General features: G+C 72.5%; 23 protein-coding genes. 8 read left to right on the top strand and 15 right to left on the bottom strand.

Annotation, left to right across the window (positions count from 1 at the left end; genetic code table 11):
• Positions 1-30 precede the first annotated feature (30 nt).
• From JT1_RS14320 to JT1_RS14310, 3 genes are read right to left on the bottom strand one after another with little or no spacing between them, the layout of a single operon-like run.
• Positions 31-1,242 carry an MFS transporter gene (locus tag JT1_RS14320; RefSeq protein ID WP_068327872.1) on the bottom strand — a complete coding sequence of 404 codons (1,212 nt, stop codon included), beginning with the start codon at positions 1,240-1,242 and terminating at the stop codon, positions 31-33.
• Positions 1,239-2,285 (bottom strand): LacI family DNA-binding transcriptional regulator, encoded by a 1,047-nt coding sequence (locus JT1_RS14315; RefSeq protein ID WP_068327869.1) that lies wholly within the window; start codon positions 2,283-2,285, stop codon positions 1,239-1,241. Before JT1_RS14315 ends, JT1_RS14320 begins: the two co-directional genes overlap by 4 nt.
• A 1-nt stretch (position 2,286) precedes the next feature.
• Complete coding sequence (locus tag JT1_RS14310; RefSeq protein WP_068327865.1) at positions 2,287-2,787, bottom strand: lysoplasmalogenase family protein; 501 nt, start codon at positions 2,785-2,787, stop codon at positions 2,287-2,289.
• 35 nt (positions 2,788-2,822) lie between these two features.
• Between JT1_RS14310 and JT1_RS14305 the strand changes: the two genes are divergently transcribed.
• Both JT1_RS14305 and JT1_RS14300 read left to right on the top strand, forming a co-directional pair.
• Positions 2,823-3,305 carry a glutathione peroxidase gene (locus tag JT1_RS14305; RefSeq protein WP_068327862.1) on the top strand — a complete coding sequence of 161 codons (483 nt, stop codon included), beginning with the start codon at positions 2,823-2,825 and terminating at the stop codon, positions 3,303-3,305.
• A 6-nt stretch (positions 3,306-3,311) separates the two neighbouring features.
• Entirely contained in the window at positions 3,312-3,596 is a 285-nt protein-coding gene (locus JT1_RS14300; protein ID WP_068327860.1) for a sulfurtransferase TusA family protein, read from the top strand.
• Between the two features lie 109 nt (positions 3,597-3,705).
• Here JT1_RS14300 and JT1_RS14295 read toward each other — a convergent pair whose 3' ends face one another.
• From JT1_RS14295 to JT1_RS14280, 4 genes are all read right to left on the bottom strand, one after another.
• Positions 3,706-5,118, bottom strand: coding sequence for an alkaline phosphatase PhoX (locus tag JT1_RS14295; protein ID WP_068327857.1), 1,413 nt, complete (start codon positions 5,116-5,118; stop codon positions 3,706-3,708).
• Between the two features lie 113 nt (positions 5,119-5,231).
• Positions 5,232-5,717 carry an SRPBCC family protein gene (locus JT1_RS14290; protein ID WP_068327853.1) on the bottom strand — a complete coding sequence of 162 codons (486 nt, stop codon included), beginning with the start codon at positions 5,715-5,717 and terminating at the stop codon, positions 5,232-5,234.
• 29 nt (positions 5,718-5,746) lie between these two features.
• Positions 5,747-6,079 (bottom strand): ArsR/SmtB family transcription factor, encoded by a 333-nt coding sequence (locus JT1_RS14285; RefSeq protein WP_068327850.1) that lies wholly within the window; start codon positions 6,077-6,079, stop codon positions 5,747-5,749.
• Between the two features lie 50 nt (positions 6,080-6,129).
• A complete protein-coding gene (locus tag JT1_RS14280) occupies positions 6,130-6,522 on the bottom strand; it encodes a YciI family protein (RefSeq protein WP_068327843.1) in 393 nt (130 codons plus the stop codon).
• 52 nt (positions 6,523-6,574) lie between these two features.
• Here JT1_RS14280 and JT1_RS14275 point away from each other — a divergent pair, with 52 nt between their 5' ends.
• The 4 genes from JT1_RS14275 to JT1_RS14260 all read left to right on the top strand — a co-directional run bounded on the left by JT1_RS14275 (position 6,575) and on the right by JT1_RS14260 (position 10,294).
• Positions 6,575-7,189 carry a DUF5701 family protein gene (locus JT1_RS14275; protein WP_068327840.1) on the top strand — a complete coding sequence of 205 codons (615 nt, stop codon included), beginning with the start codon at positions 6,575-6,577 and terminating at the stop codon, positions 7,187-7,189.
• A gap of 135 nt (positions 7,190-7,324) precedes the next feature.
• Positions 7,325-8,497: a phytanoyl-CoA dioxygenase family protein gene (locus JT1_RS14270; RefSeq protein ID WP_068327838.1), complete on the top strand. Its 1,173-nt coding sequence runs from the start codon at positions 7,325-7,327 to the stop codon at positions 8,495-8,497.
• Complete coding sequence (locus JT1_RS14265; protein ID WP_068327836.1) at positions 8,497-9,267, top strand: SDR family oxidoreductase; 771 nt, start codon at positions 8,497-8,499, stop codon at positions 9,265-9,267. Before JT1_RS14270 ends, JT1_RS14265 begins: the two co-directional genes overlap by 1 nt.
• A gap of 1 nt (position 9,268) precedes the next feature.
• Positions 9,269-10,294 carry a Gfo/Idh/MocA family protein gene (locus JT1_RS14260; protein WP_068327834.1) on the top strand — a complete coding sequence of 342 codons (1,026 nt, stop codon included), beginning with the start codon at positions 9,269-9,271 and terminating at the stop codon, positions 10,292-10,294.
• A 1-nt stretch (position 10,295) separates the two neighbouring features.
• Here JT1_RS14260 and JT1_RS14255 read toward each other — a convergent pair whose 3' ends face one another.
• Positions 10,296-11,519 carry an NAD(P)/FAD-dependent oxidoreductase gene (locus tag JT1_RS14255; RefSeq protein WP_068327827.1) on the bottom strand — a complete coding sequence of 408 codons (1,224 nt, stop codon included), beginning with the start codon at positions 11,517-11,519 and terminating at the stop codon, positions 10,296-10,298.
• Positions 11,520-11,640: 121 nt separating this feature from the next.
• On the opposite strand from JT1_RS14255, the gene JT1_RS14250 reads away from it, so the two are divergent.
• Positions 11,641-12,450 (top strand): alpha/beta hydrolase, encoded by an 810-nt coding sequence (locus JT1_RS14250; protein ID WP_068327823.1) that lies wholly within the window; start codon positions 11,641-11,643, stop codon positions 12,448-12,450.
• Between the two features lie 127 nt (positions 12,451-12,577).
• Here JT1_RS14250 and JT1_RS14245 read toward each other — a convergent pair whose 3' ends face one another.
• The 4 genes from JT1_RS14245 to JT1_RS14230 all read right to left on the bottom strand — a co-directional run bounded on the left by JT1_RS14245 (position 12,578) and on the right by JT1_RS14230 (position 17,387).
• A complete protein-coding gene (locus JT1_RS14245) occupies positions 12,578-14,089 on the bottom strand; it encodes a CoA-acylating methylmalonate-semialdehyde dehydrogenase (RefSeq protein ID WP_068327821.1) in 1,512 nt (503 codons plus the stop codon).
• Between the two features lie 65 nt (positions 14,090-14,154).
• Positions 14,155-15,582 carry a uridine transporter UriT gene (gene uriT / locus JT1_RS14240; RefSeq protein WP_068327820.1) on the bottom strand — a complete coding sequence of 476 codons (1,428 nt, stop codon included), beginning with the start codon at positions 15,580-15,582 and terminating at the stop codon, positions 14,155-14,157.
• On the bottom strand, positions 15,579-16,469 hold the full coding sequence (locus JT1_RS14235; protein WP_068327817.1) for a carbohydrate kinase family protein: 891 nt from the start codon (positions 16,467-16,469) through the stop codon (positions 15,579-15,581). Before JT1_RS14235 ends, uriT begins: the two co-directional genes overlap by 4 nt.
• 6 nt (positions 16,470-16,475) lie before the next feature.
• Positions 16,476-17,387 carry a pseudouridine-5'-phosphate glycosidase gene (locus tag JT1_RS14230; protein ID WP_068327814.1) on the bottom strand — a complete coding sequence of 304 codons (912 nt, stop codon included), beginning with the start codon at positions 17,385-17,387 and terminating at the stop codon, positions 16,476-16,478.
• Positions 17,388-17,490: 103 nt separating this feature from the next.
• Here JT1_RS14230 and JT1_RS14225 point away from each other — a divergent pair, with 103 nt between their 5' ends.
• On the top strand, positions 17,491-18,378 hold the full coding sequence (locus JT1_RS14225; RefSeq protein WP_068327812.1) for a LysR family transcriptional regulator: 888 nt from the start codon (positions 17,491-17,493) through the stop codon (positions 18,376-18,378).
• On the opposite strand, the gene JT1_RS14220 is transcribed toward JT1_RS14225, so the two are convergent.
• The 3 genes from JT1_RS14220 to JT1_RS14210 are packed head-to-tail and all read right to left on the bottom strand — an operon-like array spanning position 18,375 to position 21,321.
• On the bottom strand, positions 18,375-19,397 hold the full coding sequence (locus JT1_RS14220; protein WP_082807690.1) for a Gfo/Idh/MocA family protein: 1,023 nt from the start codon (positions 19,395-19,397) through the stop codon (positions 18,375-18,377). The genes JT1_RS14225 and JT1_RS14220 overlap by 4 nt on opposite strands.
• Positions 19,394-20,284 carry an ATP-binding cassette domain-containing protein gene (locus JT1_RS14215; protein ID WP_068327809.1) on the bottom strand — a complete coding sequence of 297 codons (891 nt, stop codon included), beginning with the start codon at positions 20,282-20,284 and terminating at the stop codon, positions 19,394-19,396. Before JT1_RS14215 ends, JT1_RS14220 begins: the two co-directional genes overlap by 4 nt.
• Complete coding sequence (locus JT1_RS14210) at positions 20,281-21,321, bottom strand: ABC transporter permease (protein WP_068327806.1); 1,041 nt, start codon at positions 21,319-21,321, stop codon at positions 20,281-20,283. The genes JT1_RS14215 and JT1_RS14210 overlap by 4 nt, the downstream gene beginning before the upstream one ends.

The following is a 21,321-nucleotide window of genomic DNA, read 5'->3' as shown; positions in this document are numbered from 1 at the left end:
CGTCCTCGGGGCGTCTGGCCGCGAGCGGGCTCACCACCGACCCGGCACCAGCGACGGCGTCCGGTGGAGCACCCGGATCAGCACGGCGGTGACGACCAGCAGCGTGATCGCGAGCGCGACGACCCCGCTCCACCCGCCGTGCGTCCAGGCGAGGCCCGAGGCCGAGCCGAAGACCGAGGACCCGAGGTAGTACGTGAAGAGGTAGAGCGAGGCGGCCTGACCGGCGCTCGTCCCACCGGCGACCGCCCGGATCGGCACCCAGCCGCTCGCGATGCCGTGCAGGCCGAAGAACCCGACGATGAGCACCGCGAGGCCGAGCACGACGAGCGGCAGGTGGTCCGGGATGGTGATGAGGACGCCCGCGATGGCGATGACGACGGCTGCGGGGATGACCGGTCGTCGTCCCCGCAGGTCGACCGCGCGGCCGAACCACGCGGAGCTGAGCGTGCCGAGCGGGTAGACGAGGAAGACCATGCTCGCGGCGCCGAGCCCGAGCGAGAAGGGCTCGTCGGTGAGCCGGAAGCCCACGGCGTTGAAGATCGCGACGAGCGCGCCGAGGCTGCAGCCACCGATCGCGTACAGCGCGAGCAGCCCCCGGTCCGACAGCGCCCTGCGGGTCGTCGCGAGCAGCGCCCGCGGGTTGCCGGGCGAGGCCCTGAACCCCCGCGAGGCCGGCAGCGCGATCCGCACGACCAGCGCGCACACCAGCGCGACGACCACGGTCGCCCCGATCCCCCAGCGCCAGCCGCCGAGCTCGGCCCCGAGGCCGGCGACGAGCCGCCCGGACATCCCCCCGAAGGCCGTGCCCCCGACGTACAGGCCCACCGCCCGGCCCTGGCTCTCCCGGTGCAGCTCCTCGCGCAGGTACGCGGTCGCGACCGCGGGCAGACCGGCAAGCACGACGCCGGCCACGAAGCGCAGCACGAGCAGGGCCGGCCACGTCGGGGCGAGCGCGGAGGCGATGCCCGCGACGACCGAGGCGGCGAGCGACAGGTGGATCAGCTGGGTGCGCCCGACGACGTCGGAGACCGGACCGGCGACGAGCAGTCCCGCGCCGATCCCGAGCGTCGTGAGCGAGATGCTCAGCGTCGAGGCCTCCGCGGAGACGCCGAACTGCTCGCGCAGGTCCGGCAGCAGCGCCTGCGTCGAGTACAGCAGGGTGAAGGTCGCCAGGCCCGCCGCGAAGAGCGACGCCACGACCCGCCGGTACTCCGCGCTGCCGTGCCGGTAGCCCGCGCTCACGCGCCTCCCCCCGGCAGCAGCCGCGCAGGGATGTTGTGCCGCGTCACGACCTGCACCCCGGAGGCGACCGACAGCGGCGCGCCGGGCACGAGCCCGTGGTGCTGCAGCACCGCCCGCACCGCCGAGCGCGCGTCCTCGCGCAGGTCGTGGTGGAGGACGAGGTCGATCTCGCCGGCGCGCAGCAGCGCGAGGTTGTCCGCGTCGAGGTCGTGCCCGACGTGGGCGAAGGGGGTGACCCCCTTCGCCCGCAGCGCCGCGATGATCGCCCGGTTGGCTCCCCCGACGGAGTAGACCCCGACGGGTCCGGTGAGGTCGTCGAGCTCACCCGCGACGACGGCCCCGGTCGAGGCGTCGAGCCCATCGGCGTCCCGCACGCGACGCACCTCGAGACCTGGGGCCTCCGCGGCGAGCTGTCGCACGAAGGCCTCGACCCGGGTGCGCTCCCCGAAGAAGCTGGCCCGGCTGAGGGTGACGAGGACGGTGCCGCGGTCGGTGGCGCCCCACCGGTGCACGAGGTGCGCGGCGGTCCGGCCGGCCGACTCGTGGTCGGGCCCGGCGTAGGCGATGCGGCGCGAGCCGTGGACGTCGGTGACGAGGGTGACCGACGGGATGCCGCGGCCGGCGAGGTCGTCGATCGCCGCGGCCACGCGCGGGTCGTCGGGGACCTTGAGCAGCGCGCCGTGGCTGGTGCGCCCCCTTCGTCCGATGCCGTCCAGGGTGGCGACGACGTCCTCGACGGTCCCCGACTCCCGCAGGTGGAACCGTGCGCGCACGGACGCCGGGCGCAGGCCGGTGAGCTGGGACTCGAGGGCTTCGCGCACGGCGCCGGAGAACCGCTCGGGCGCCTGCATGACGACGTCGAGGACGAGCGAGCGCGCCCCGAGCCGCAGCGCGCCGGCCTGCCGGTCGAGCTCGGCGACGGCCTGCTCGACGGCCCGGACCGCGCGTGGGCTGGCCCCGGCGCGGCCGTGCAGCACGCGGTCCACGGTGGCACGGGAGAGCCCGGCCTGCTCGGCGACGTCGGAGATGCGGTGGCTGCGCACCTCAGGCGGCCTCGGGGCGCGCCCGGTCCTGGTGCGCGATCGCCGCGACGAGCAGGGCCTGCCCGAGGACGTAGGCGAGCATCACCCACACGGCGTGCAACGGCAGCTCGACGTCGGCGAGGGCCCGCAGCGCGACGAGCACGTCGAAGACGACGAGGGCGACGACACCACTGCTCGCAACACGGTCCAGACCGGTGCCGCGCAGGACCACGGCGTAGACGACCTGGGCGAGGAGGAAGCAGGCGAGCATGAGCGCGAGACCCGTGGTGCTCCCTTCGTCCGCGAAGCGCGGCAGGGTGTCGCCGAGCCACGACAGGCCGAGCGCGAGGAGCGCCAGCCGCACCGGGCGCGAGGGCGGCGCGGGCGTGGTCGCGACCAGGAACCACGCGAGCACCGGCACGAGCAGGACCTGCGTGAGGTCCGCGAGCACCCCGCCCGGGGCCGTCGCCTGCGCCCCGAGGTGAATGAGCGTGACCACGACGAAGGCGATGGCGGCGGGCATGTCGGCAGCCTAGTCAGGGCCCGTATCGTCGACCCATGAGCATCCTCGACGCCCCCCTCGCCCGACTCGACGGCACGCCCGGCACCCTGCGTGATCTCACCGGTGGGCGCCCCGCGCTCCTGGTCAACGTCGCCAGCAAGTGCGGCTTGACCCCTCAGTACGCCGCCCTCGAGGCCTTGCACGAGGAGCACCCGGACCTCGCCGTCGTCGGGCTGCCGTGCAACCAGTTCGGCGGGCAGGAGCCGGGCACGTCCGAGGAGATCGCGCAGTTCTGCTCCGCGACGTACGGCGTCGCCTTTCCCATGAGCGAGAAGGTCGAGGTCAACGGCCCCGGTCGCCACGCCGTCTACGAGGGCCTCGTCGGGACGCACGACGAAGGGGGCGAGAGCGGCGACGTCCGGTGGAACTTCGAGAAGTTCGTCATCGACGCCGACGGCACCCCGGTCGCGCGGTTCAGCCCGCAGGTCACGCCGGACGACGAGCGGGTGCGCGACGCCCTTCGCTCCGTCCTCGCCTGACGCCGGGTGGAGGCACACGAGCGGGCCGTCGAGCGGATCGACGGGGGCGACCTCTCGTGCGCGCGGCTGCTCATCCTGCTGCGCGCCCGGGTCGCCGAGCTGGACGCGGAGTCGGTCGTGCACCTGAGCACGACCGACCCCGTCGCACCGATCGACCTGCCCGCATGGTGCCGGATCACCGGCCACACCTACCTCGGCGTCGCCGACGCGGGACCGCCGCCGGTCTACGCGGTGCGGGTGAGCGGCTCGCCGGTCGCGACGCGGCCCGATCGGCCGTGGCACCCGGCGTGACGCCTCACCCGCCCCAGGTTTCTCGGGTCACCCGATAAACCTCGCCTTCGCAAGAGTTTGAAACTCCTGCGAAGGCGAGGTTTCTCTTGCTCAGCACGAAGGGAGCAGCTCAGGCCTTCGCGTTGGACGGACGACCCCACGGCCCGGTGATCGCGAAGGTGCGACCCGGGCTGCTCTGGATGTTGACGAAGAGGGTCGAGCCGTCCGCGCTGAAGCACGGGCCGGCCCACTCGCTGTCGCTGCTGAGGTTGCGCGCCAGCGGGTAGGCCTTGCCCTGGTCGGTGACGCCGACCAGGTGCGACGTGCCATTGCCGTCCTCGGCGAGGATCAGGCCGCCGTGGGGGGAGACGGTGATGTTGTCCGGCCCGTCGAACTCGTCACTGGTGTCCGGGTCGGAGTTGACGCCGAAGATCGTCGTGAGCGTGATCGTCTGCTTCTTCGGGTCGTAGAACCACACCTGGCCGTCGTGCTCGTTGACCGAGCCGTCGGACAGGCGCGCGAAGGAGGAGACGACGTAGGCGCCGCCATCACCCCACCACATGCCCTCGAGCTTGCGGGCGCGGGTGACCTGGTCGTCGCCGAGCTGCTTGCGCACGGAGGTGGTGCGCGCGTCGCGGTCGGGGACCTCGACCCACGTCACGGTGTACTTCGTGTTCGGCTTGGTGGCGTAGGACAGGTCGGGCACGTGGCGGCCCTCGGAGTCGAAGGCCTTGAGCGCCTCGAAGGCACCGACCTCGACCGCGCCGTCCGCAGCGAGGGCGTGGAGCGAGCCCTTGCCCTGGACGTAGCCGGTCGGCGGGGTCCAGCGGTAGAAGAGGCCGTTCGGCTTGCCGGCGTCCTCCGTCAGGTAGATCTGGCCGACGGTCGGGTCGACCGCGGCGGCCTCGTGGGCGAAGCGGCCGAGGAACTTCAGCGGGATGTTGGCCTTGCCGAGGTTGGCGGCCTGGCTGGTCGGGTCGACCTCGAAGACGTAGCCGTGGTCCTTGGTGTAGCCACCGCTGCCTGCCATGGCCTCGGTCTCCTCGCAGGTCAGCCAGGTGCCCCACGGGGTGATGCCACCCGCGCAGTTGGTGGCCGTGCCGGCGACGGAGGTGTAGTGCTCCAGGACGTTGTCGTCCTTGTCGACGACGAGGGTGGAGGTACCGCCCTTCGCGCCCTCGTCGTAGACGAGGCCATCGACGTGGGGGACGGGGGTGGCGGAGGACCCGAGCTCGTGGTTGCACACGAGGGTCGAGCCGCCGGACGGACCGGCGAAGCAGCCCATCGCGTCCTGCTTGCCGGGGACGGCATACCCACCGCGGGTCGTGGTGCCGGCCTCGGCGAGGACCTTGTACGAGAAGCCCTCAGGCAGGGCCATGAGCTCGCCGGCCGTGCGCAGCGGGCCGTACCCGGCCGACATGCGGGTGATCTGGGCGGCGGAGGCGTGCGAGGCGAAGGGGGCGGCGCTGCCGGCGACGAGCAGGCCGAGGGCGCCGGCGGAACCGCCGAGCAGGGTGCGACGGTCGAGGGTGTGGTCGGACATGTCTCTCCTGGGGATCAGAGGATGAGGGGTGTCCTGCCACCCTTGGTCGCGCAGACGTCCGCCCGGGAGACCCGTGGGGGTCCTCCGGGCGAACTCTCGGTGAAGATCGGCGGCTACGCGGCGAGCAGCGCGTCGATCTGGCCGGCGGCCGAGCGGGAGCCCTCCTCCATGCCCATGTCGAGGACGGTCTGCAGCTCCTCGGCGGTCGCATAGGCCGAGGTCGTGACCATGCGGGCGCCCTCGGGCGTCTCGCTGAGCTCGACGGTCATCGTCGAGACGGGGGCGTCCTCGACCTTGTTGCCGTCGGCGTCGGCGAAGAAGTCGCGGGCCGTGAACCCGCGCGGCTCGTCGACGCTCGTGATCTCCCACCCACCGGGGTAGAGCTGCCCGTCGGGTCCGGTCATGTGGTACCTCACGACGCCGCCGGGCGTGAGGTCGTGCTCGGTGACGGTGGCGGGGTGGGTCTCGGGGCCCCACCAGCGCTCGAGCTGGCGCGGGTCGGCCCAGACCTGCCAGAGCCGCTCGACGCTGACGGGGTACTCCGCCGTGATGACGAGGGCGTGGTTGTCGGTGTCCTTGGTGATGTCGGTGACGGGCATGGTGCCTGCTCCTTGTGTCGTGGTGCGTGTCAGTCGGTGGTGTCGGCCAGCAGGGCGTCGATCCCCGCGAACCGGCCGCGCCACACGTCCTCGAGCTCGGTGAGCATCGCGCCGACCGCTCGCACGGCCTCCACGTCTCCGCTCGCCAGGGACTCGCGTCCGCTGCGCCTCTTGGTGACCAGCCCTGCCCGCTCCAGCACGGCGACGTGCTTCTGCACGGCGGCGAAGCTCATCGGGTACTTCTCGGCCAGGGCGGACACCGAGTGCTCGCCCGCCAGCACGCGACGCAGGATGTCCCGCCGTGTGCTGTCGGAGAGCGCGTGGAAGAAGGCGTCTGCCCGCTCCTCGTCCGTCGGTGTCATGACACCAACATACAACCGTTTGGTTGTACATTGTCAAGGGGCGCTGGTGGTCACTGCTCCTCACCATCGGACCGCATCACGGGCCGCAGCTCGATCGTCTCGCCGGGACCGGCGAAGTGGCGGGCGATCTCCTCCGCCCGCTCCCGGTCCACGACGTCGACGAGGAAGTACCCGGCGAGGTGCTCCTCGCCCTGCGCGTACGGGCCGTCGGAGGCGACCGGGTCACCGTCCGCCCAGCGGTGGAGTGTGGCCCTCGCCGGGTCACCGAGGGCCTCCGCGGTGACGAGCTCTCCCTTCTCCTGCATGTCGGTGAGGAGCCGCCCGAAGCGGGCGTCCATCTCGTCGCGCTGCTCCTGCGGCAGCGCCTGGTGCTCGGCGACGAAGTCCCCGGTCGGGTGACCCCACGGCTGGGGGCTGGAGTGGACGAGGATGACGAATTTCATGGTGGACATCCTGCCGGGAAGCACGCCGTCGTGCCGGACGTTGGGACCGGCGATGACTGCTGACGCCGCCGCCCAGACCGCCCGCCTCATCGACCTCGGGGCACACACGCTCGCCGGGCTCGACCCGACCGCCTTCGCCGAGCTCGTGCCCGACGCCCCGGAGGGCGAGGGCGTGCTCGTGGTCTCCCCTTGGCTCGTGCCGGCGGCGGACCTCGCGCCGCTCCTGGCGCTCGACGGCAGGCCGGGGTTCGTCGTCGAGGACATGACCGATCTGGCCGACTTCACCCCGATCGAGGGCGAGACCGTGCCCGACGCGCCGCTCTACTGGGTCACCGACGTCGAGCGCGGCGACGAGATGGCCAACTGGTCGCCCGACGAGGCGCTGCCGGCGATCCGCGCCCGCGGGCGCCACCCGCTCACCGTGAGCGAGGGCATCAGCTGGCTGCTGCAGGAGCCGGAGCGGCTCGAGCGCAACCGGTGCTTCATGACCATCGCCTCGCGCAAGCCCAAGGCGAAGGGCCTCGACGCGCGCACCCCCGCCCTGTGGATCAGCAACGGCACCGGCCGCGACGGCGCGGCACGCAAGGGTGCGCCCAAGGTCGGCTGGTGCTGGGCGGGCAACCGGCACACGTGGCTCGGCTTCGCCTCGGCCGTCGCGCGGGTCTGAGGCCGCCGAGGGCTTCGAGGCTCCGGCCGGGGGCGACCGCTCGTCTGCATTGCCCTAGGGGAATGCAGCGTCCTGAGGCGTTATTGAGGCCTTCCGCCCTTCCGTCCGCCCGGCCGGGCAGTGGAGGCTGGAGGCATGACAGCGACGTCCACCCCCTTCGCCCGGCTGCGGCAGGCCGACTGCCGGGTCGAGGACCTGCGCGCCCTCCTGGAGGCCCAGCGCGACCCGGAGCTCGCCTTCACCGACCGGGTCGAGCAGCAGGTGCCCGTCTACGACGCGGCGGCCCTGCGCGAGGCGATCGCGACCGAGGCCGGCGTCGAGGCCGTCGAGGCCGAGCTGGCCGCGGTCCTCGCCGACGGGCCGGGGATCTTCGTCCTGGCCGGCGCCCTCGACCACGCGGTGGTCGACCGGGTCTCCGCGGCCTTCGAGGAGATCATCACGGCAGAGCGGGCGAAGGGGGGCGAGGTCGGCGACCACTTCGCGGCCGGCGGCGTCAACGACCGCATCTGGAATGCCCTGGAGAAGCTCGCGACCGCCCACCCCGAGGACTTCGTCGACTACTACCGCGACGACCTCGTCGCCCTCGCCGCGCGCGCCTGGCTGGGACCCGGCTACCAGGTGACGAGCCAGGTCAACGTCGTCAACCCCGGCGGCGTCGGGCAGACCGTGCACCGCGACTACCACCTCGGCTTCGCCTCGCCCGAGGTCACCGAGCGCTACCCGCGGCACGTCCACGCGCTCTCCCCCGTGCTCACCCTCCAGGGCGCGGTCGCGCACTGCGACATGCCCGTCGAGACCGGCCCGACCCTCTACCTGCCGCACTCGCAGAAGTACGCCCACGGCTACCTCGCCTACTGGCTCGACGAGTTCCAGGAGTACTTCCGCGACCACCACGTGCAGCTGCCGCTGGCGAAGGGGGATGCCGTGTTCTTCAACCCCGCGCTCTTCCACGCGGCCGGGTCCAACCACACCGCCGACGTGCGCCGGATGGCCAACCTGCTCCAGATCTCCTCCGCCTTCGGCCGCGCGATGGAGTCCGTCGACCGCGAGCGCATCGTCACCGCGATCTACCCGGCGCTCCTCTCCCGCAAGGCCGCCGGGCACGACGTCGACCACGCAGTGGCGGCGGCTGCGGAGGGGTACGCCTTCCCGACCAACCTCGACCTGGACCAGCCCGTCGACGGCATGTCACCCCCTTCGCAGGCCGACATCGTCCGGCAGGCTCTCACCGAGGGAGCCTCCCCCGAGGAGCTCGCCACCCGGCTGCGTGACCACGCGGCCGCCCGACGCACCACCCAGGAGGACTGATGCAGGAGCTGCTCACCGACAAGGTCGTGCTCGTCGTCGGTGGCACCTCGGGTCTCGGGGCGGGCATCGCCCGCGCCGCGGCCCGGGAAGGTGCCACCGTCGTCGTGAGCGGTCGCCGGGCCGAGCCGGGCGAGGCCCTGGCCGCGGAGATCGGCGGGTCGGCCTCCGCCGTCACCGGCGATGTCTCAGTCGTCGAGGACGCGAAGGGGGTCGTCGCCCAGACCATCGAGCGCCACGGACGCGTCGACGCCCTCGTCAACTGCGCCGGCCTGACCGACCGCGGGTCGATCCTCGACACCGACCCGGAGCTTTTCGACCGGCACATCGCGACCAACCTGCGCGGGCCCTTCTTCACGATGCAGGCGGCGATCGCCGACATGACCGGGCGCGGGGCGGCGGGCACGATCGTCAACATCGCGAGCATCAGCGCGCTCGGCGGCCAGCCGTACCTGGCCCCCTACGTCGCGGCCAAGTCGGGCCTGCTCGGCCTGACGAAGAACGTCGCCCACGCGCACCGCTTCGACCGGGTCCGGGTCAACGCCCTCAACATCGGGTGGACGCAGACCGCGGGTGAGGACGCGACGCAGCGGCGCTTCCACGGCGCCGGCGACGACTGGGTGGAGCAGGCGAACGCCCGCCTGCCCATGGGCAAGCTCGGGCAGGTCGACGAGATCGCGGACGCGGTCGTCTTCCTGCTCTCCGACCGCAGCGGCGTCGTCACCGGCTCCGTCATCGACTGGGACCAGCAGGTCATCGGAGGACAGGACTGACATGCGCATCGGACTCATCGGCCTCGGGCGCATCGGCGCGTTCCACGCCGACACCTTCGCCGGGCTCGACCACGTCGACGAGCTCGTCGTCACCGACCCGGTCGCGGCAGCCGTCGAGGCCGTGACGGCCCGCACCGGCAAGGCGCGCGCGGTCGCCGACCCGGCCGCCGTCCTCGCCGACGGCGTCGACGGGGTCGTCATCGCGGCGGCGACCAACGCGCACGCCGAGCTCATCCGCGCGGCGGTCGACGCGGGCATCCCGACCTTCTGCGAGAAGCCGGTCGCCGGCACCATCGCCGAGTCCCTGGCCGTCGAGGCGGCGGTCGCCGGGAGCGACGTGCCGGTGCAGATCGGCTACCCGCGCCGCTTCGACCCGGCCTTCGTCGCCGCCCGTGCCGCCGTCCGATCGGGCGCGCTGGGGCGGATCACGACGGTCCGCTCGACGACCCTCGACCCCGCGCCCCCGCCGGCGGCCTACCTCGCGGTGAGCGGCGGGATCTTCCGCGACTGCTCCGTGCACGACTTCGACGCGGTGCGCTGGGTGACCGGTCAGGAGGTCGTCGAGGTCCACGCCGTCGGCTCGGTCGACCCCCACGCCGCCCCGGAGATGTACGCCGACAATGGCGACTTCTCGAGCGTCTCGGCGCTGCTCACCCTCTCCGACGGCACGATCGGCGTGGTGTCCGACACCCGCACCAACGGCGCCGGCTACGACGTCCGCCTCGAGGTGCACGGTGTCCGCGACGCGGTGGCCGCCGGTCTCGACGAGGGTCTGCCCCTGCGCTCGACCCAGCCGGGCATCTCCTGGCCGGGCGGCCCGGCGCACGGGTTCTTCATGGACCGCCTCGCGCAGGCCTTCCGCGTGGAGCTCGGCGTCTTCACCCAGGTCGCGGCCGGGGAGGTCGACAACCCGTGCACCGTCGCGGACGCGATGGGCACGGCGTGGACGGCCGAGGCGGCGACGCTGTCGGCCGCGCAGCGCCGGCCGGTGACGATCGCGGAGGTCCGCGCCGCCGCGGGCGCCTGAGTCACAGCAGCGAGCGAAGGGGGACCCCCGGGTCCTCGAGGTCGCTCACGTCGGGCCTCGCGCCCGCCGCGATGAGCTGCTCCGCGACGCGGATGTCCTTGGCCACCACCGGTCCTCGCCCCAGCGAGGTCGCATCGAGCACGCGCCCGTCGGCGGCCAGGCCGAGGTGGAGGAGCGAGCCGTCCTCGCGCGCGCGGACGACCTCGCGCTCCCCGGGGCCGGGCACCCCGGCGGTCTGCAGCATCTGGTCGTACTGGTCGGACCAGAACCACGCGACGGCTGCGTGCGGCTCGGTCTCGCCGAGCATCGCCGCGGCCGCGCTCACCGCCTGGTCGTGGGCGCTGCGCCAGGACTCGATCCGCACGCGCCGGCCGGTGCGCGGGTCGGGGTAGGACGCGCAGTCCCCCGCCGCCCAGACGTGCGGGTCGCTCGTGCGCAGCAGCTCGTCGACGACGATCCCGTCCTCGACGAGCAGGCCTGCGGCAGCGGCGATCTCGGTGACCGGCTCGGCGCCGACGCCCGCGACGACGGCGTCGGCCACGATGGTCTCCCCGGTGGAGAGGGTGGCCAGCAGGTGGCTCCCTTCGTCCTGCACGGCGGTGACGGTCGTCCGGGTGCGGATCGTGACGCCGTGGTGGGCGTGGAGGGCGACGACACGCTCCGCGACGACCGCGGGGACGGCCCGGGCCAGGGCACGGTCGGCGGCCTCGATGACGGTGACCTCCATGCCCCGCTCGCGCGCCCCGGCAGCGACCTCGAGCCCGACGAAACCCGCCCCGATGACGAGCAGGCGCCCACCCTCGCGGACGACGCCGCGCAGCGCGTCCGCGTCCTCGCGGGTGCGCAGGTAGTGCAGGTGCTCGAGGTCGAGCCGGCGGGCGCGCGAGCCGAGCGCGAGGAGCAACCGGTCGTACGCGAGCGGTCCGACGTCGGTGACCACGGTCCGCGTCCCGAGGTCGATCGAGGTGACCTCCACCCCGAGGCGAAGGGAGATCCCCGCCCCCTCGAGCTCCTCGCGGGTCCATGGGTGGACGAGGTCCGAGGCCTCGGCGGCGAGCGAGGCCTTCGACAGCGGGGGACGCTCGTAGGCGTGCACCGTCTCCCGGCCGATGAGGGTGATGGGGCCGTCGAACCCCTTGTCCCGCAAGGTCATCGCCGCGCGGGTCCCGCACTCGCCGGCCCCGACGACGACGATGCCCGGCTCGTGGGGTGCGCGCTCGCTCATGTGCCGACCCTCGCACACGCACCGTATCCCGCGATCGTGCCCACCCGCCGGGACGTGCCTCCCCTTCGCCCGCCGGTCACTGCGAGACTGGGTAGGACACGGACGTCACCCAGGAGGACCCATGAGCCCCATCCCGCCCGAGGACATCGAGACCCAGGGCCACGCCGGCCTGCTCATCGGATCGCTGTGGAGCCCACCCGGCGACCCGACCTGGGTCGCGGTCATCGCCCACGGCTACGGCGAGCACATCGGTCGCTACCAGTGGGTGGCCGACCGCCTGACCGCGGACGGGGCCGTCGTCTACGCCCACGACCACGTCGGCCACGGGCGCAGCGAGGGTGAGCGGGTGCTCGTCGAGGACTTCGAGCCGGTGGTCGACGACCTCGACCTGCTCGTCCAGCGGGCCCGGGCGGAGAACCCGGGGCTGCCGCTCGTGCTCATCGGCCACTCGCTGGGCGGCATGATCGCCGCGCGCTACACCCAGCGGTACGCCGACCGGCTCACGGCCACCGTGCTCTCCGGGCCGGTCCTCGGGACGTGGGCGGCCACGGGCCTCGCCGACCTCGAGGAGATCCCGTCCACACCCATCGACCCCACGACCCTCAGCCGGGACCCCGACGTGGGCCGTGCCTACGAGGAGGACGAGCTCGTCTGGCACGGCGACTTCAAGCGCCCGACGCTGCGCGCCCTCAAGGCCGAGCTCGAGGCGATCACGCTCGGTGGGCGCCTGACGGTCCCGACGATCTGGCTGCACGGCGAGGACGACCAGCTCGTCCCCATCGGTCCGAGCGACGAGGGCTGGGCACACATCGCGCCCGACCAGGCACCGTCCAAGCGCTACCCCGGCGCCCGGCACGAGATCTTCAACGAGGTCAACCGCGAGGAGGTCCTCGACGACGTCCTGGCCTTCGTGCACCAGCACATCCGCTGAGCGCGTCCCAACACCTCAGGGCGGTCCGCCGCCCCCTTCGTCCCTGACTCGTACTCGCGATCAAGATTCACAGGACGAGTCAGGGGCGAAGTCCGGCGGGGAGCACAGAGCATGCCGCCGCCGGTCATCAGTCGTTCTGCGGGAACCCCAGGTTGAGCCCACCGTGGCTCGGGTCGAGCCACCGCTGCGTGACCGCCTTGGTCCGGGTGAAGAAGTGCACGCCCTCGATGCCGTGGGCGTGGGTGTCGCCGAAGAGGCTGTTCTTCCACCCGCCGAAGGAGTAGTACGCCATGGGTGTGGGGATCGGCACGTTGATGCCGACCATCCCGACCTCGACCTCGTGCTGGAAGCGCCGCGCGGCCCCGCCGTCGTTGGTGAAGATCGTCGTCCCGTTGCCGTACGGGTTGTCGTTGATCAGCTGCAGCCCCTCGTCGTACGAGCCGACGCGCACGACCGAGAGGACCGGCCCGAAGATCTCGTCGGTGTAGATCGTCATGTCCGGCGTGACCCGGTCGAAGAGCGTCGGCGCCAGGAAGAAGCCCGAGCCCAGCTCGTCGGCGCCCTCGCGCCCGTCGATGACCAGCTCGGCACCCGCGGTGACGCCGGCCTCCACGTAGCCCGTCACCTTGTCGAGGTGGGCGCGGGTGACGAGCGGGCCCATGTCGGCCTCGCTCATGCCGTCGCCCGTGCGCAACGTGCGGGTGCGCTCGGCGATCTTGGCGACGAGCTCGTCCGCGATCACGTCGCTCGCGAGGACGACGGAGATCGCCATGCACCGCTCGCCGGCCGCGCCGTAGCCCGCCGAGACCGCCGCGTCGGCCGCGAGGTCGAGGTCGGCGTCGGGCAGGACGAGCATGTGGTTCTTCGCCCCGCCGAGCGCCTGGACGCGCTTGCCTGTCGCGACCCCGCGCTCGTAGACGTAGCGCGCGATCGGGGTCGACCCGACGAAGGAGATCGCCTTGACGTCCGGGTGGTCGAGCAGCGCGTCGACGGCCTCCTTGTCGCCGTGGACGACATTCATCACGCCGTCGGGCAGGCCGGCCTCGCGCCACAGGTCGGCGATGAGGTTGACGGCGGTCGGGTCCTTCTCGCTCGGCTTGATGACGACGGCGTTGCCCGTCGCCACGGCGACGGGCACGAACCACAACGGCACCATCGCCGGGAAGTTGAAAGGCGAGATGATCCCGACGACACCGAGCGGCTGCAGGATCGAGTAGGCGTCGATGTCGGTCGAGACGTTCTCCGAGAACCCGCCCTTGAGCAGGTGCGGGATCCCGCAGGCGAACTCGACGACCTCCTGGCCGCGGGAGATCTCCGCCTTGGCGTCCTCGTAGGTCTTCCCGTGCTCCGCGGTGATGGCCCGCGCGATCTCGTCCTTGTGCTGCTCGAGCAGCTGGCGGAAGGCGAAGAGCACCCGGACCCGGCGGGCCAGCGAGACGTGCCGCCACTCCTGCCACGCCCCCTTCGCCCGGGCCACGACCTCGTCGACGACGTCGGCGCTCGCGAGGTCGAGCGCCCCCGTGACCTCGCCCGTCGCGGGGTTGAAGACCTCCGACGTGCGCGCGGCCTCCCCCTCCCACGACGAGTGACCGACGAGGTGGGTGATGCGGCCGGGAGCGGTGCGGGTGGAGACGCTCATCTGTGCCCTCCTTTGGGCAAAGCGGGGTATTTGTCCTGACATGCTAACAAGACAACCCCGGCACGTCACCCCCCGTGGTGCGACTCCTCGTCGGGCCGGGGGATGAGGAAGGACAGCGCGAGCGCGAGGACGAGGAGCACCGCACCCGTGAGGATGCCGGCGCGGTACCCGGCCCCTGCGCCCGCTGCCGAGCCCACCGCGGTGTCGATCCCGAAGAGGAGCGCGAAGCTCAACCCGGCGCCGAGATTGAAGGCACCGGAGTTCATCCCCGGCAGGTACCCCTGGTTGTCCTTGGGGCTGAGCACGACACCGAGGCCGTTGAGCATGATGTTGCACGTGCCCGCATAGCTGATGCCGACGAGGACGAAGACCGCCAGGAGCAGCGCCGGCGTCAACGACTCCGCGAGGAGCGCCGTCCCGACGAGCGCCCCGATGCTGACGCCGAGCCCGACGCGCAGCACCCGCGCGTATCCGCACCGCGCGGCGAGCTGCCCGGCGACCGGCCCCATGACGAAGCCCGCGAGCGCATACGGCGTGAGCGTCCACCAGGACACCTCGTCCGCCCCGAGGGCGATCCCGCCGTCGGGGTCCTGGGCGATGTTGGGCAGCAGGCCGTTCATCACCGCGAAGACGCCGGACATCGTGAGCAGGGTCGTCCCGAGCAGCGCCCAGGTGCGCCGTTGCCGCAGGTAGCGTGTCGTGACGAGCGGGTGCGCGACCCGCTGCTCGAGCTGCCAGAAGACGGCGAAGGCGACCGCCGCGACCCCGGTCAGGCCGATGACGAGGAGCCAGCTCGCGTCGGCGACCTTGCCCGCCTCGTCGAGGGCGAAGTACAGCGCCGCCAGGACGATGACGAGGGCGGTGACCCCCTTCCAGTCCATGGGCACCGAGCGCTCCGAGCGGGACTCGCGCGTCCCCAGCGCGATCGCCACGAGGGCCAGGACGCCCATGACGGCCATGACCCAGAAGACCGAGCGGAAGCCCCAGGTCGCCGCGAGCCACCCGCCGGCGAGCGCGTCGACGCCGGCGATGCCGCCGTTGACCGCGGTGAGCACCGCCATCAGCCGGGCGTACCGCCGTCCGTCCGGCACCTGCACGCGCAACATGATCAGGGCCATGGGCACGATCGGCCCGGAGATCCCCTGCACCACCCGGCCGACGCCGAGCGCCCCCACCGTCGGGGCGAGCGCGGAGACGACGGCGCCGACGGTGGTCACGGCGAGCATGCCGAGCATCAGCCGTTTGCGCCCGACGAGGTCGCCCCAGCGCGGCAGGAAGAGGGAGAAGAGCGCCGCCGACGCGAAGAAGGCCGTCTGGGTCAGGCCGACCTCGGCCGACGTCGCCCCGAGCTCGCGCTCCATCGTCGCGAGGACGGGCGAGAGCATCGACGCGCTGAGCTGGAAGGCGAAGATCGCCGACAGCAGCGCGGCCATCAGCCCCACCACACCGCTCACTGTCGTCGTGGGGCGGACGTCGGGCGGCATGGTGGTCATGCGGGGAGGGACTCCGGGCCCTCGCTCGCCCCCGGGTGGGCGAGCACGCGCCGGGACAGGGCGTGGCCGGACTCGACCGCCTCCTCCAGGCCTGCCCCGCGGAGCACGGCGGTGAGGAACCCGGCGTTGAAGGCGTCGCCGGCGCCGGTCATGTCACGGACGCCGTCGACGGGCTCGACGGGGACGGTCGCGACGACCTCGGGGCCGCGGATGATGCGGGTCGGGTCCTGGCCGGCGCGGGCCAGGACGACGGTGTCCGGCAGGTCGCGGGCGAGCGGACCCGCGCCGTCCCCCTCGACGAGCTGCAGGAGGGCGGTCTCGTCCTCGTTGGCCGAGATGAAGTCCGGCGCGAGGTCGCGGACGAGGTCGGCGAAGGCGTCCCGCCCGTGGAGCTCGATCATCCCCGTGGACGACAGGTCGATCGAGATGCGGCCACCGGCCGCGCGCACCCGCCGGGCCGCGTCGAGGACGCTCGACGCGGAGGGGTCGCTCGCCAGCGAGTAGCCGGTGAGGTGCAGGATCTCCACGCCCTCGAGCCAGGCGTCGTCGACGGGAGCGATGCGGGCCGACTCGCCGCGGGAGGGAAACATCATCCGCTCGCCGCGGTCGTCGATGAGCACCACGATCATGCCGGTGATCTCGCCGACCTGGAGGCGCACGTCGACGCCGCGCTCCTGGAGCTCGCGGCGCACGGCGTCACCGCCGAGGTCGTCGCCGACCCGTCCGATGAACCGCGTCGGGTGCCGCGGCCCGGCGAAGGCGGCGACATTCGCCGCCGACCCGCCGCGCCGCGTGGTGATCTCGGAGAGCGTGTCCGTGGCGGGGCGCAGCGGCTCCTGCATCCACACCACGACGTCCTGCACGACGTCGCCGATGACGCCCAGCACGGCCGGTCAGCCCTGCGTCAGCGCGACGGCGATCTCGGACGCGAGCCGGACGTTGTTGCGGTAGAGCGCGACATTGGCGTCGAGGCTCGCGTCACCCGTCTCGCGGCGGATGAAGTCGAGGAGGAAGGGGGTGACCTGCTGGCCGGAGATGCCCTGCTCGTCGAGCGCGGCCCAGGCCTTCTCGATGACGCCGTCGAGCAGCGCGGGGTCGAGCTGCTCGTCGGCCGGGACGGGGTTGGCGACGAGGAGGGCGGTCGTCAGGTCGAGGGCGCGCTGGGTCGCGTAGATCTTCGCGGCATCCTGCGGGGTCTCGATGCGGTGCGGCACGGGGAACCCGGACTCGCTCGAGTAGAAGCCGGGGTAGGCGTTGGTGCGGTAGCCGACGATCGGCACGCTCAGGCTCTCGAAACGCTCGAGGGTCGCGTGGACGTCGAGGACCGCCTTGGCGCCGGAGCTGACGAGCACGATCGGGTTGAGCGCGAGAGCGAGCAGGTCGGCGGACTCGTCGAAGTTGGTCGACGCACCGTGGTGCACGCCACCGAGGCCGCCGGTCGCGAAGACCTTGACGCCCGCACGGTGGGCCACGAGGGAGGTCGCGGCGATGGTCGTGCCGGCGTTCTTGCCGTTGACCGCGCCGATCGGCAGCTCGCGGATGCCGGACTTGAGCACGTCGTCGTCCTGGCTGAGCTCGACGATCTCGTCACGGGTCAGGCCGACGACCGGCTCGCCGTGGACCACACCGATGGTGGCCGGTACGGCGCCCGCGTCACGGACGATCTGCTCGGCCTCCTCGGCGACCTCGACATTGCGCGGGCGGGGCAGTCCGTGGGTGAAGATCGTGGACTCGAGGGCGACGACGGGTGCGCCGGCGGAGACGGCCTCCTGCACCTCGGCGGCGACGCGGACGAAGGGGGTCATGGCTCTCCTGACGATGAGGACGAAGGGGATCTCCCTCCCACGGTAGGAAGACCTGCCCCGGTGAACCAGACCCACGTCGGTATCGCGTCATAGGCTGGCGCCTATGCAGTTCACGCTCCGTCGGCTGACGGTCTTCGCGACGCTCGCGCGGACCGGGCACTTCGGGCGCGCCGCCGACGCCCTGGGGTTGGCCCAGCCGACGGTCAGCGGGGAGATCCGCGGCCTCGAGCGCACCCTCGGCCTCCGGCTCTTCGAGCGCTCGCGCGCCGGGACGACGCTCACCCCTGCGGGCCGGGAGCTGCTGCCCGCGGCGCAGGAGGTCCTCGACGCCGCGCACCGCTTCGAGTCGGCCGTCGACCGGGTCTCCGCGACGCGCGAGGTCGTGCGCCTCGCCGCGTCCCCCAGCCTGGTCAACCGCGTCGTGCCGCAGGCCCTGCGGGCGGTCGGCGCGCTCGACGACGGCCCCCTCGTGGAGGTCGTCGAGGTGCTCACCGGCGGGGTCTCGGCCGCCCTGACCGCCGGCGAGGCCGAGGTCGGTATCGGGCACCTCGTCGACCGGGTGCCCGGCACGAAGCGCGCGACGCTCGGCGCGGACGAGCTGTGCGTGCTCGCCGCCCGGGGCCGCCTCCCCGCGGGCGAGCCCGCCGACCTCGGTGCGCTCGAGGACCTGCGGCTGCTCATCTGGCCGCGGGAGCAGAACCCCGCGTACTACGACCTCGTCCTGCGGGCCTGCGACGCCAACGGCGCCCACCCCCGGGTCGTCGAGTCGACGACCCGGTTCTCCGGGTCCTACTCGTACCTGCTGACCGACGAGCAGGCCTTCGCGCTCGTGCCCATCGACTACGCCCGGGAGGCCCCTGCCAGCCTGGCGTGGGCCCCCCTTCGTCGTCCGGCGCGGCTGCCGCTGCACGTGACCTGGCGCAACGACCCGACCCGCGGCGCGCAGGTGCTGCTCGAGGCCCTCTCGCGCACGAGCCGCGAGGGCGCCTAACCCGCGACCAGATCGACGTCGACGGCCTGCCCGCTCGTCAGGGACTCCATGCCGGCGGTGCACACGACCGTCGAGGCGTAGCCGTCCCAGCTCGTCGGACCGACCCGCTCGCCACGACGGCAGGCATCGACCCAGGCCTGGACCTCGAGGTCGTAGGCCCGCTCGAAGCGCACCCGGTAGTCGGGGTCGATCGGGCCGCCCCACGCGCCGGCGCCGCCGTCCGGGTCCGAGGAGGTCGTGTAGACGCCGCTGGAGGGACGTCCGATGACGGCGCTGCCGTCCTCGCCGACGGCCTCGACCCGCACCTCGTAGCCGGTCCGGCTGTTGACGAAGACCTCGTTGGTCACCACGGCTCCCGAGGCCATCTGGAAGATCGCGACCTGCGGGTCGAGCACCCCGGCGAGCGCGTGGCGCGTCGGCCTCGGGCCGAGCACTTGGATCGAGACGATCTCCTCGCCGAGCAGCCACCGGGCGCAGTCGACCTCGTGGACGAGGCTGTCACGCACGATCATCTCGGAGCGGAAGGCGGGGTTGGGCACGCTGAGGTTGCGGTGCGTCTGGTGCAGCAGGAGCGTGCGACCCATCCGGCCGGAGTCGAGCACGGCCTTCAGGTGCGCGTACTCCGGGTCGAAGCGCCTCATGAACCCCACCTGGACGAGCGGTCGGCCGCCGGCCCGCTCGGCCTCGATGACCCGCAGCGAGGACGCGCTGTCCATCGTCAGCGGCTTCTCGCAGAGCACCGGCAGCCCGCGCCCGATGCAGGCGAGCAGCTGCTCCTCGTGCACGGCCCCCGGCGAGGCGAGCAGCACCGCGTCCACGTCGTCGGCCGCGACGAGGTCGAGGGGGTCGGCGTGGACCGTGACACCGCCGAGCTCCTCGGCGAGGTCCGCCGCCCGCTCGACGTCCGGGTCGGCGACCGCCGCGAGGCTCGCGCCGGCGATCCGGGCAGCGAGCCGGTGGGCGTGGTCGGCCCCCATGAGCCCGACGCCGACCACCCCGACACGCAGCGTGGGGCTCACCCCTCGTCCCGGACCTGCGGCTTGCCGGGCCCGGCCAGCTGCACCTCCGGGTGGGCCGGGTCGACGGTCTTGTCGGGATCGACGTCGCCGAGCTCGTGCTTGAGCTCGGCGAGCTCCTGGCCACCGGCCATCTCCGCGGTCAGCTGGTCGAGGGTCAGCTCGTCGCGTGGTGCGTCGAGGGTGAGCCGACCGAGCTTGAGGATGATGAAGTGGTTGCCCACGAGGTAGGCGTGGTGCGGGTTGTGCGTGATGAAGACGACGCCGAGGCCGGCGTCGCGCGCCTTGGCGATGTACTTCAGCACCACGCCCGACTGCTTGACTCCGAGGGCAGCGGTCGGCTCGTCGAGGATGATCACCTTGGCGCCGAAGTAGATCGCCCGGGCGATGGCGATGCACTGCTTCTGCCCACCCGACAGGCCACCGACCGGACGGTCGAGGTCGCCGATCTGGATGCCCATCTTCTGCAGCTCCTGGTCGGCGATCGTCCTCATCCGCTGGGCGTCGAGGAAGGGCCCCTTGCGGATCTCGTTGCCCATGAAGAAGTTGCGCCACACGGACATGAGCGGCGTCAGGGCCAGGTCCTGGTAGACGGTCGCGATGCCCAGGGCCTGCGCGGCCCGGGGTGAGGCGAGATGGCGCTTGATGCCGTCGACCTCGAAGCTGCCCGAGGTGTGCTCGTGCAGGCCCGCCATGATCTTGATCAGGGTGGACTTGCCGGCGCCGTTGTCGCCGAGGACGCAGGTCACCTCACCGGGGTAGACCTCGAGGTTGACCCCGCGCAGGGCGTGGACGTTGCCGTAGGACTTGCCGACGTCCCTCATGACGACGAGGGGCTCGATCCCCTCCGGCCGGGCGTGGCCGGTCCTGGTGCTGGTCACGGTGCTCATCGCGCATCCGCCTTCTTCTTCACGTAGAGGTTGACCAGGGTCGCGAGCAGGAGCATCACGCCGAGGAAGGTGTAGAACCAGTCGACGTTCCAGCCCGCGTAGTTGATGCCCAGACGGGTCATGCCGAAGATCAGGGCGCCCAGGGCCGCACCGACGACGGAGCCGTAGCCACCCGTGAGCAGGCACCCACCGACGACCGCGGCGATGATGTAGATGAACTCGTTGCCGACGCCCTCTCCGGACTGCATGACGTTGTAGGAGAAGAGCAGGTGCATGCCGAGCATCCACGCGCAGAACCCGACCGTCATGAAGAGGCCGATCTTCACCGCCTTGACCGGGACGCCGACGGCCCGGGCCGCGGCCGCGTCACCACCGACGGCGAAGATCCAGTTGCCGACGCGGGTCTTCTGCAGCACGAGCGCGCCGATGACCACCAGGACGACCCAGTAGACGACGAGCGACTTGATGTTGACCGGGCCGACCTGGACGCTCCACGCGAAGACCGACTGCGCCGAGGTGAACCCGGACATGTCGGAGATCGCCGGCGTCGAGACGGTGCCGCCGACGAGGCGGGTCACGGCGAGGTTGGCGCCCTGCAGGACGAAGAAGGTCCCGAGGGTGACGAGGAAGCTCGGCAGCCCCGTCCGCATGAGCAGCCACCCGTTGAAGGCGCCGATGGCCAGCGAGACGACGAGCGCGACGAGCACGCCGACCCAGACGTTGACGCCGAAGTTCCACGCGGTGAGCGCGGCGACGATGCCCGAGCTCGTCGCGGCGACACCGGTCGAGAGGTCGAACTCGCCGCCGACCATGAGCAGCGAGACCCCGACGGCCATGATCCCGATGGCCGAGGCCGCGTAGAGGATCGTGCCGGTGTTGCCGAGGCTGCGGAAGGACGGCGCCACGGCCATGAAGAGGACCATGACGGCGAGGGCGCCGATGAGTGCGCCGACCTCGGGCCGGGCGAAGAGGAGTCCCATCCTCCCCTTCGCCGCGACCCGGTCGTCGACCTCGGCGGTGGACGTCTGCGCGGTCAT

It is taken from the genome of Janibacter terrae NBRC 107853 (genome assembly GCF_001591405.1).
GTDB lineage: Bacteria > Actinomycetota > Actinomycetes > Actinomycetales > Dermatophilaceae > Janibacter > Janibacter terrae.
Note: the sequence above shows the minus strand (reverse complement) of the source record. Positions and strands in the feature narration are given on the sequence as shown.

Excerpts from the sequence above, each read along its gene's own strand:
- JT1_RS14275 (WP_068327840.1), top strand. The coding sequence starts at position 6,575 with ATGACTGCTGACGCCGCCGCCCAGACCGCCCGCCTCATCGACCTCGGG.
- JT1_RS14210 (WP_068327806.1), bottom strand. The coding sequence starts at position 21,321 with ATGACCGCGCAGACGTCCACCGCCGAGGTCGACGACCGGGTCGCGGCG.
- JT1_RS14270 (WP_068327838.1), top strand. The coding sequence starts at position 7,325 with ATGACAGCGACGTCCACCCCCTTCGCCCGGCTGCGGCAGGCCGACTGC.
- JT1_RS14305 (WP_068327862.1), top strand. The coding sequence starts at position 2,823 with ATGAGCATCCTCGACGCCCCCCTCGCCCGACTCGACGGCACGCCCGGC.
- JT1_RS14225 (WP_068327812.1), top strand. The coding sequence starts at position 17,491 with ATGCAGTTCACGCTCCGTCGGCTGACGGTCTTCGCGACGCTCGCGCGG.
- JT1_RS14290 (WP_068327853.1), bottom strand. The coding sequence starts at position 5,717 with ATGCCCGTCACCGACATCACCAAGGACACCGACAACCACGCCCTCGTC.
- JT1_RS14295 (WP_068327857.1), bottom strand. The coding sequence starts at position 5,118 with ATGTCCGACCACACCCTCGACCGTCGCACCCTGCTCGGCGGTTCCGCC.
- JT1_RS14285 (WP_068327850.1), bottom strand. The coding sequence starts at position 6,079 with ATGACACCGACGGACGAGGAGCGGGCAGACGCCTTCTTCCACGCGCTC.
- JT1_RS14265 (WP_068327836.1), top strand. The coding sequence starts at position 8,497 with ATGCAGGAGCTGCTCACCGACAAGGTCGTGCTCGTCGTCGGTGGCACC.
- JT1_RS14250 (WP_068327823.1), top strand. The coding sequence starts at position 11,641 with ATGAGCCCCATCCCGCCCGAGGACATCGAGACCCAGGGCCACGCCGGC.
- JT1_RS14215 (WP_068327809.1), bottom strand. The coding sequence starts at position 20,284 with ATGAGCACCGTGACCAGCACCAGGACCGGCCACGCCCGGCCGGAGGGG.
- uriT (WP_068327820.1), bottom strand. The coding sequence starts at position 15,582 with ATGACCACCATGCCGCCCGACGTCCGCCCCACGACGACAGTGAGCGGT.
- JT1_RS14310 (WP_068327865.1), bottom strand. The coding sequence starts at position 2,787 with ATGCCCGCCGCCATCGCCTTCGTCGTGGTCACGCTCATTCACCTCGGG.
- JT1_RS14255 (WP_068327827.1), bottom strand. The coding sequence starts at position 11,519 with ATGAGCGAGCGCGCACCCCACGAGCCGGGCATCGTCGTCGTCGGGGCC.
- JT1_RS14280 (WP_068327843.1), bottom strand. The coding sequence starts at position 6,522 with ATGAAATTCGTCATCCTCGTCCACTCCAGCCCCCAGCCGTGGGGTCAC.
- JT1_RS14245 (WP_068327821.1), bottom strand. The coding sequence starts at position 14,089 with ATGAGCGTCTCCACCCGCACCGCTCCCGGCCGCATCACCCACCTCGTC.
- JT1_RS14260 (WP_068327834.1), top strand. The coding sequence starts at position 9,269 with ATGCGCATCGGACTCATCGGCCTCGGGCGCATCGGCGCGTTCCACGCC.
- JT1_RS14230 (WP_068327814.1), bottom strand. The coding sequence starts at position 17,387 with ATGACCCCCTTCGTCCGCGTCGCCGCCGAGGTGCAGGAGGCCGTCTCC.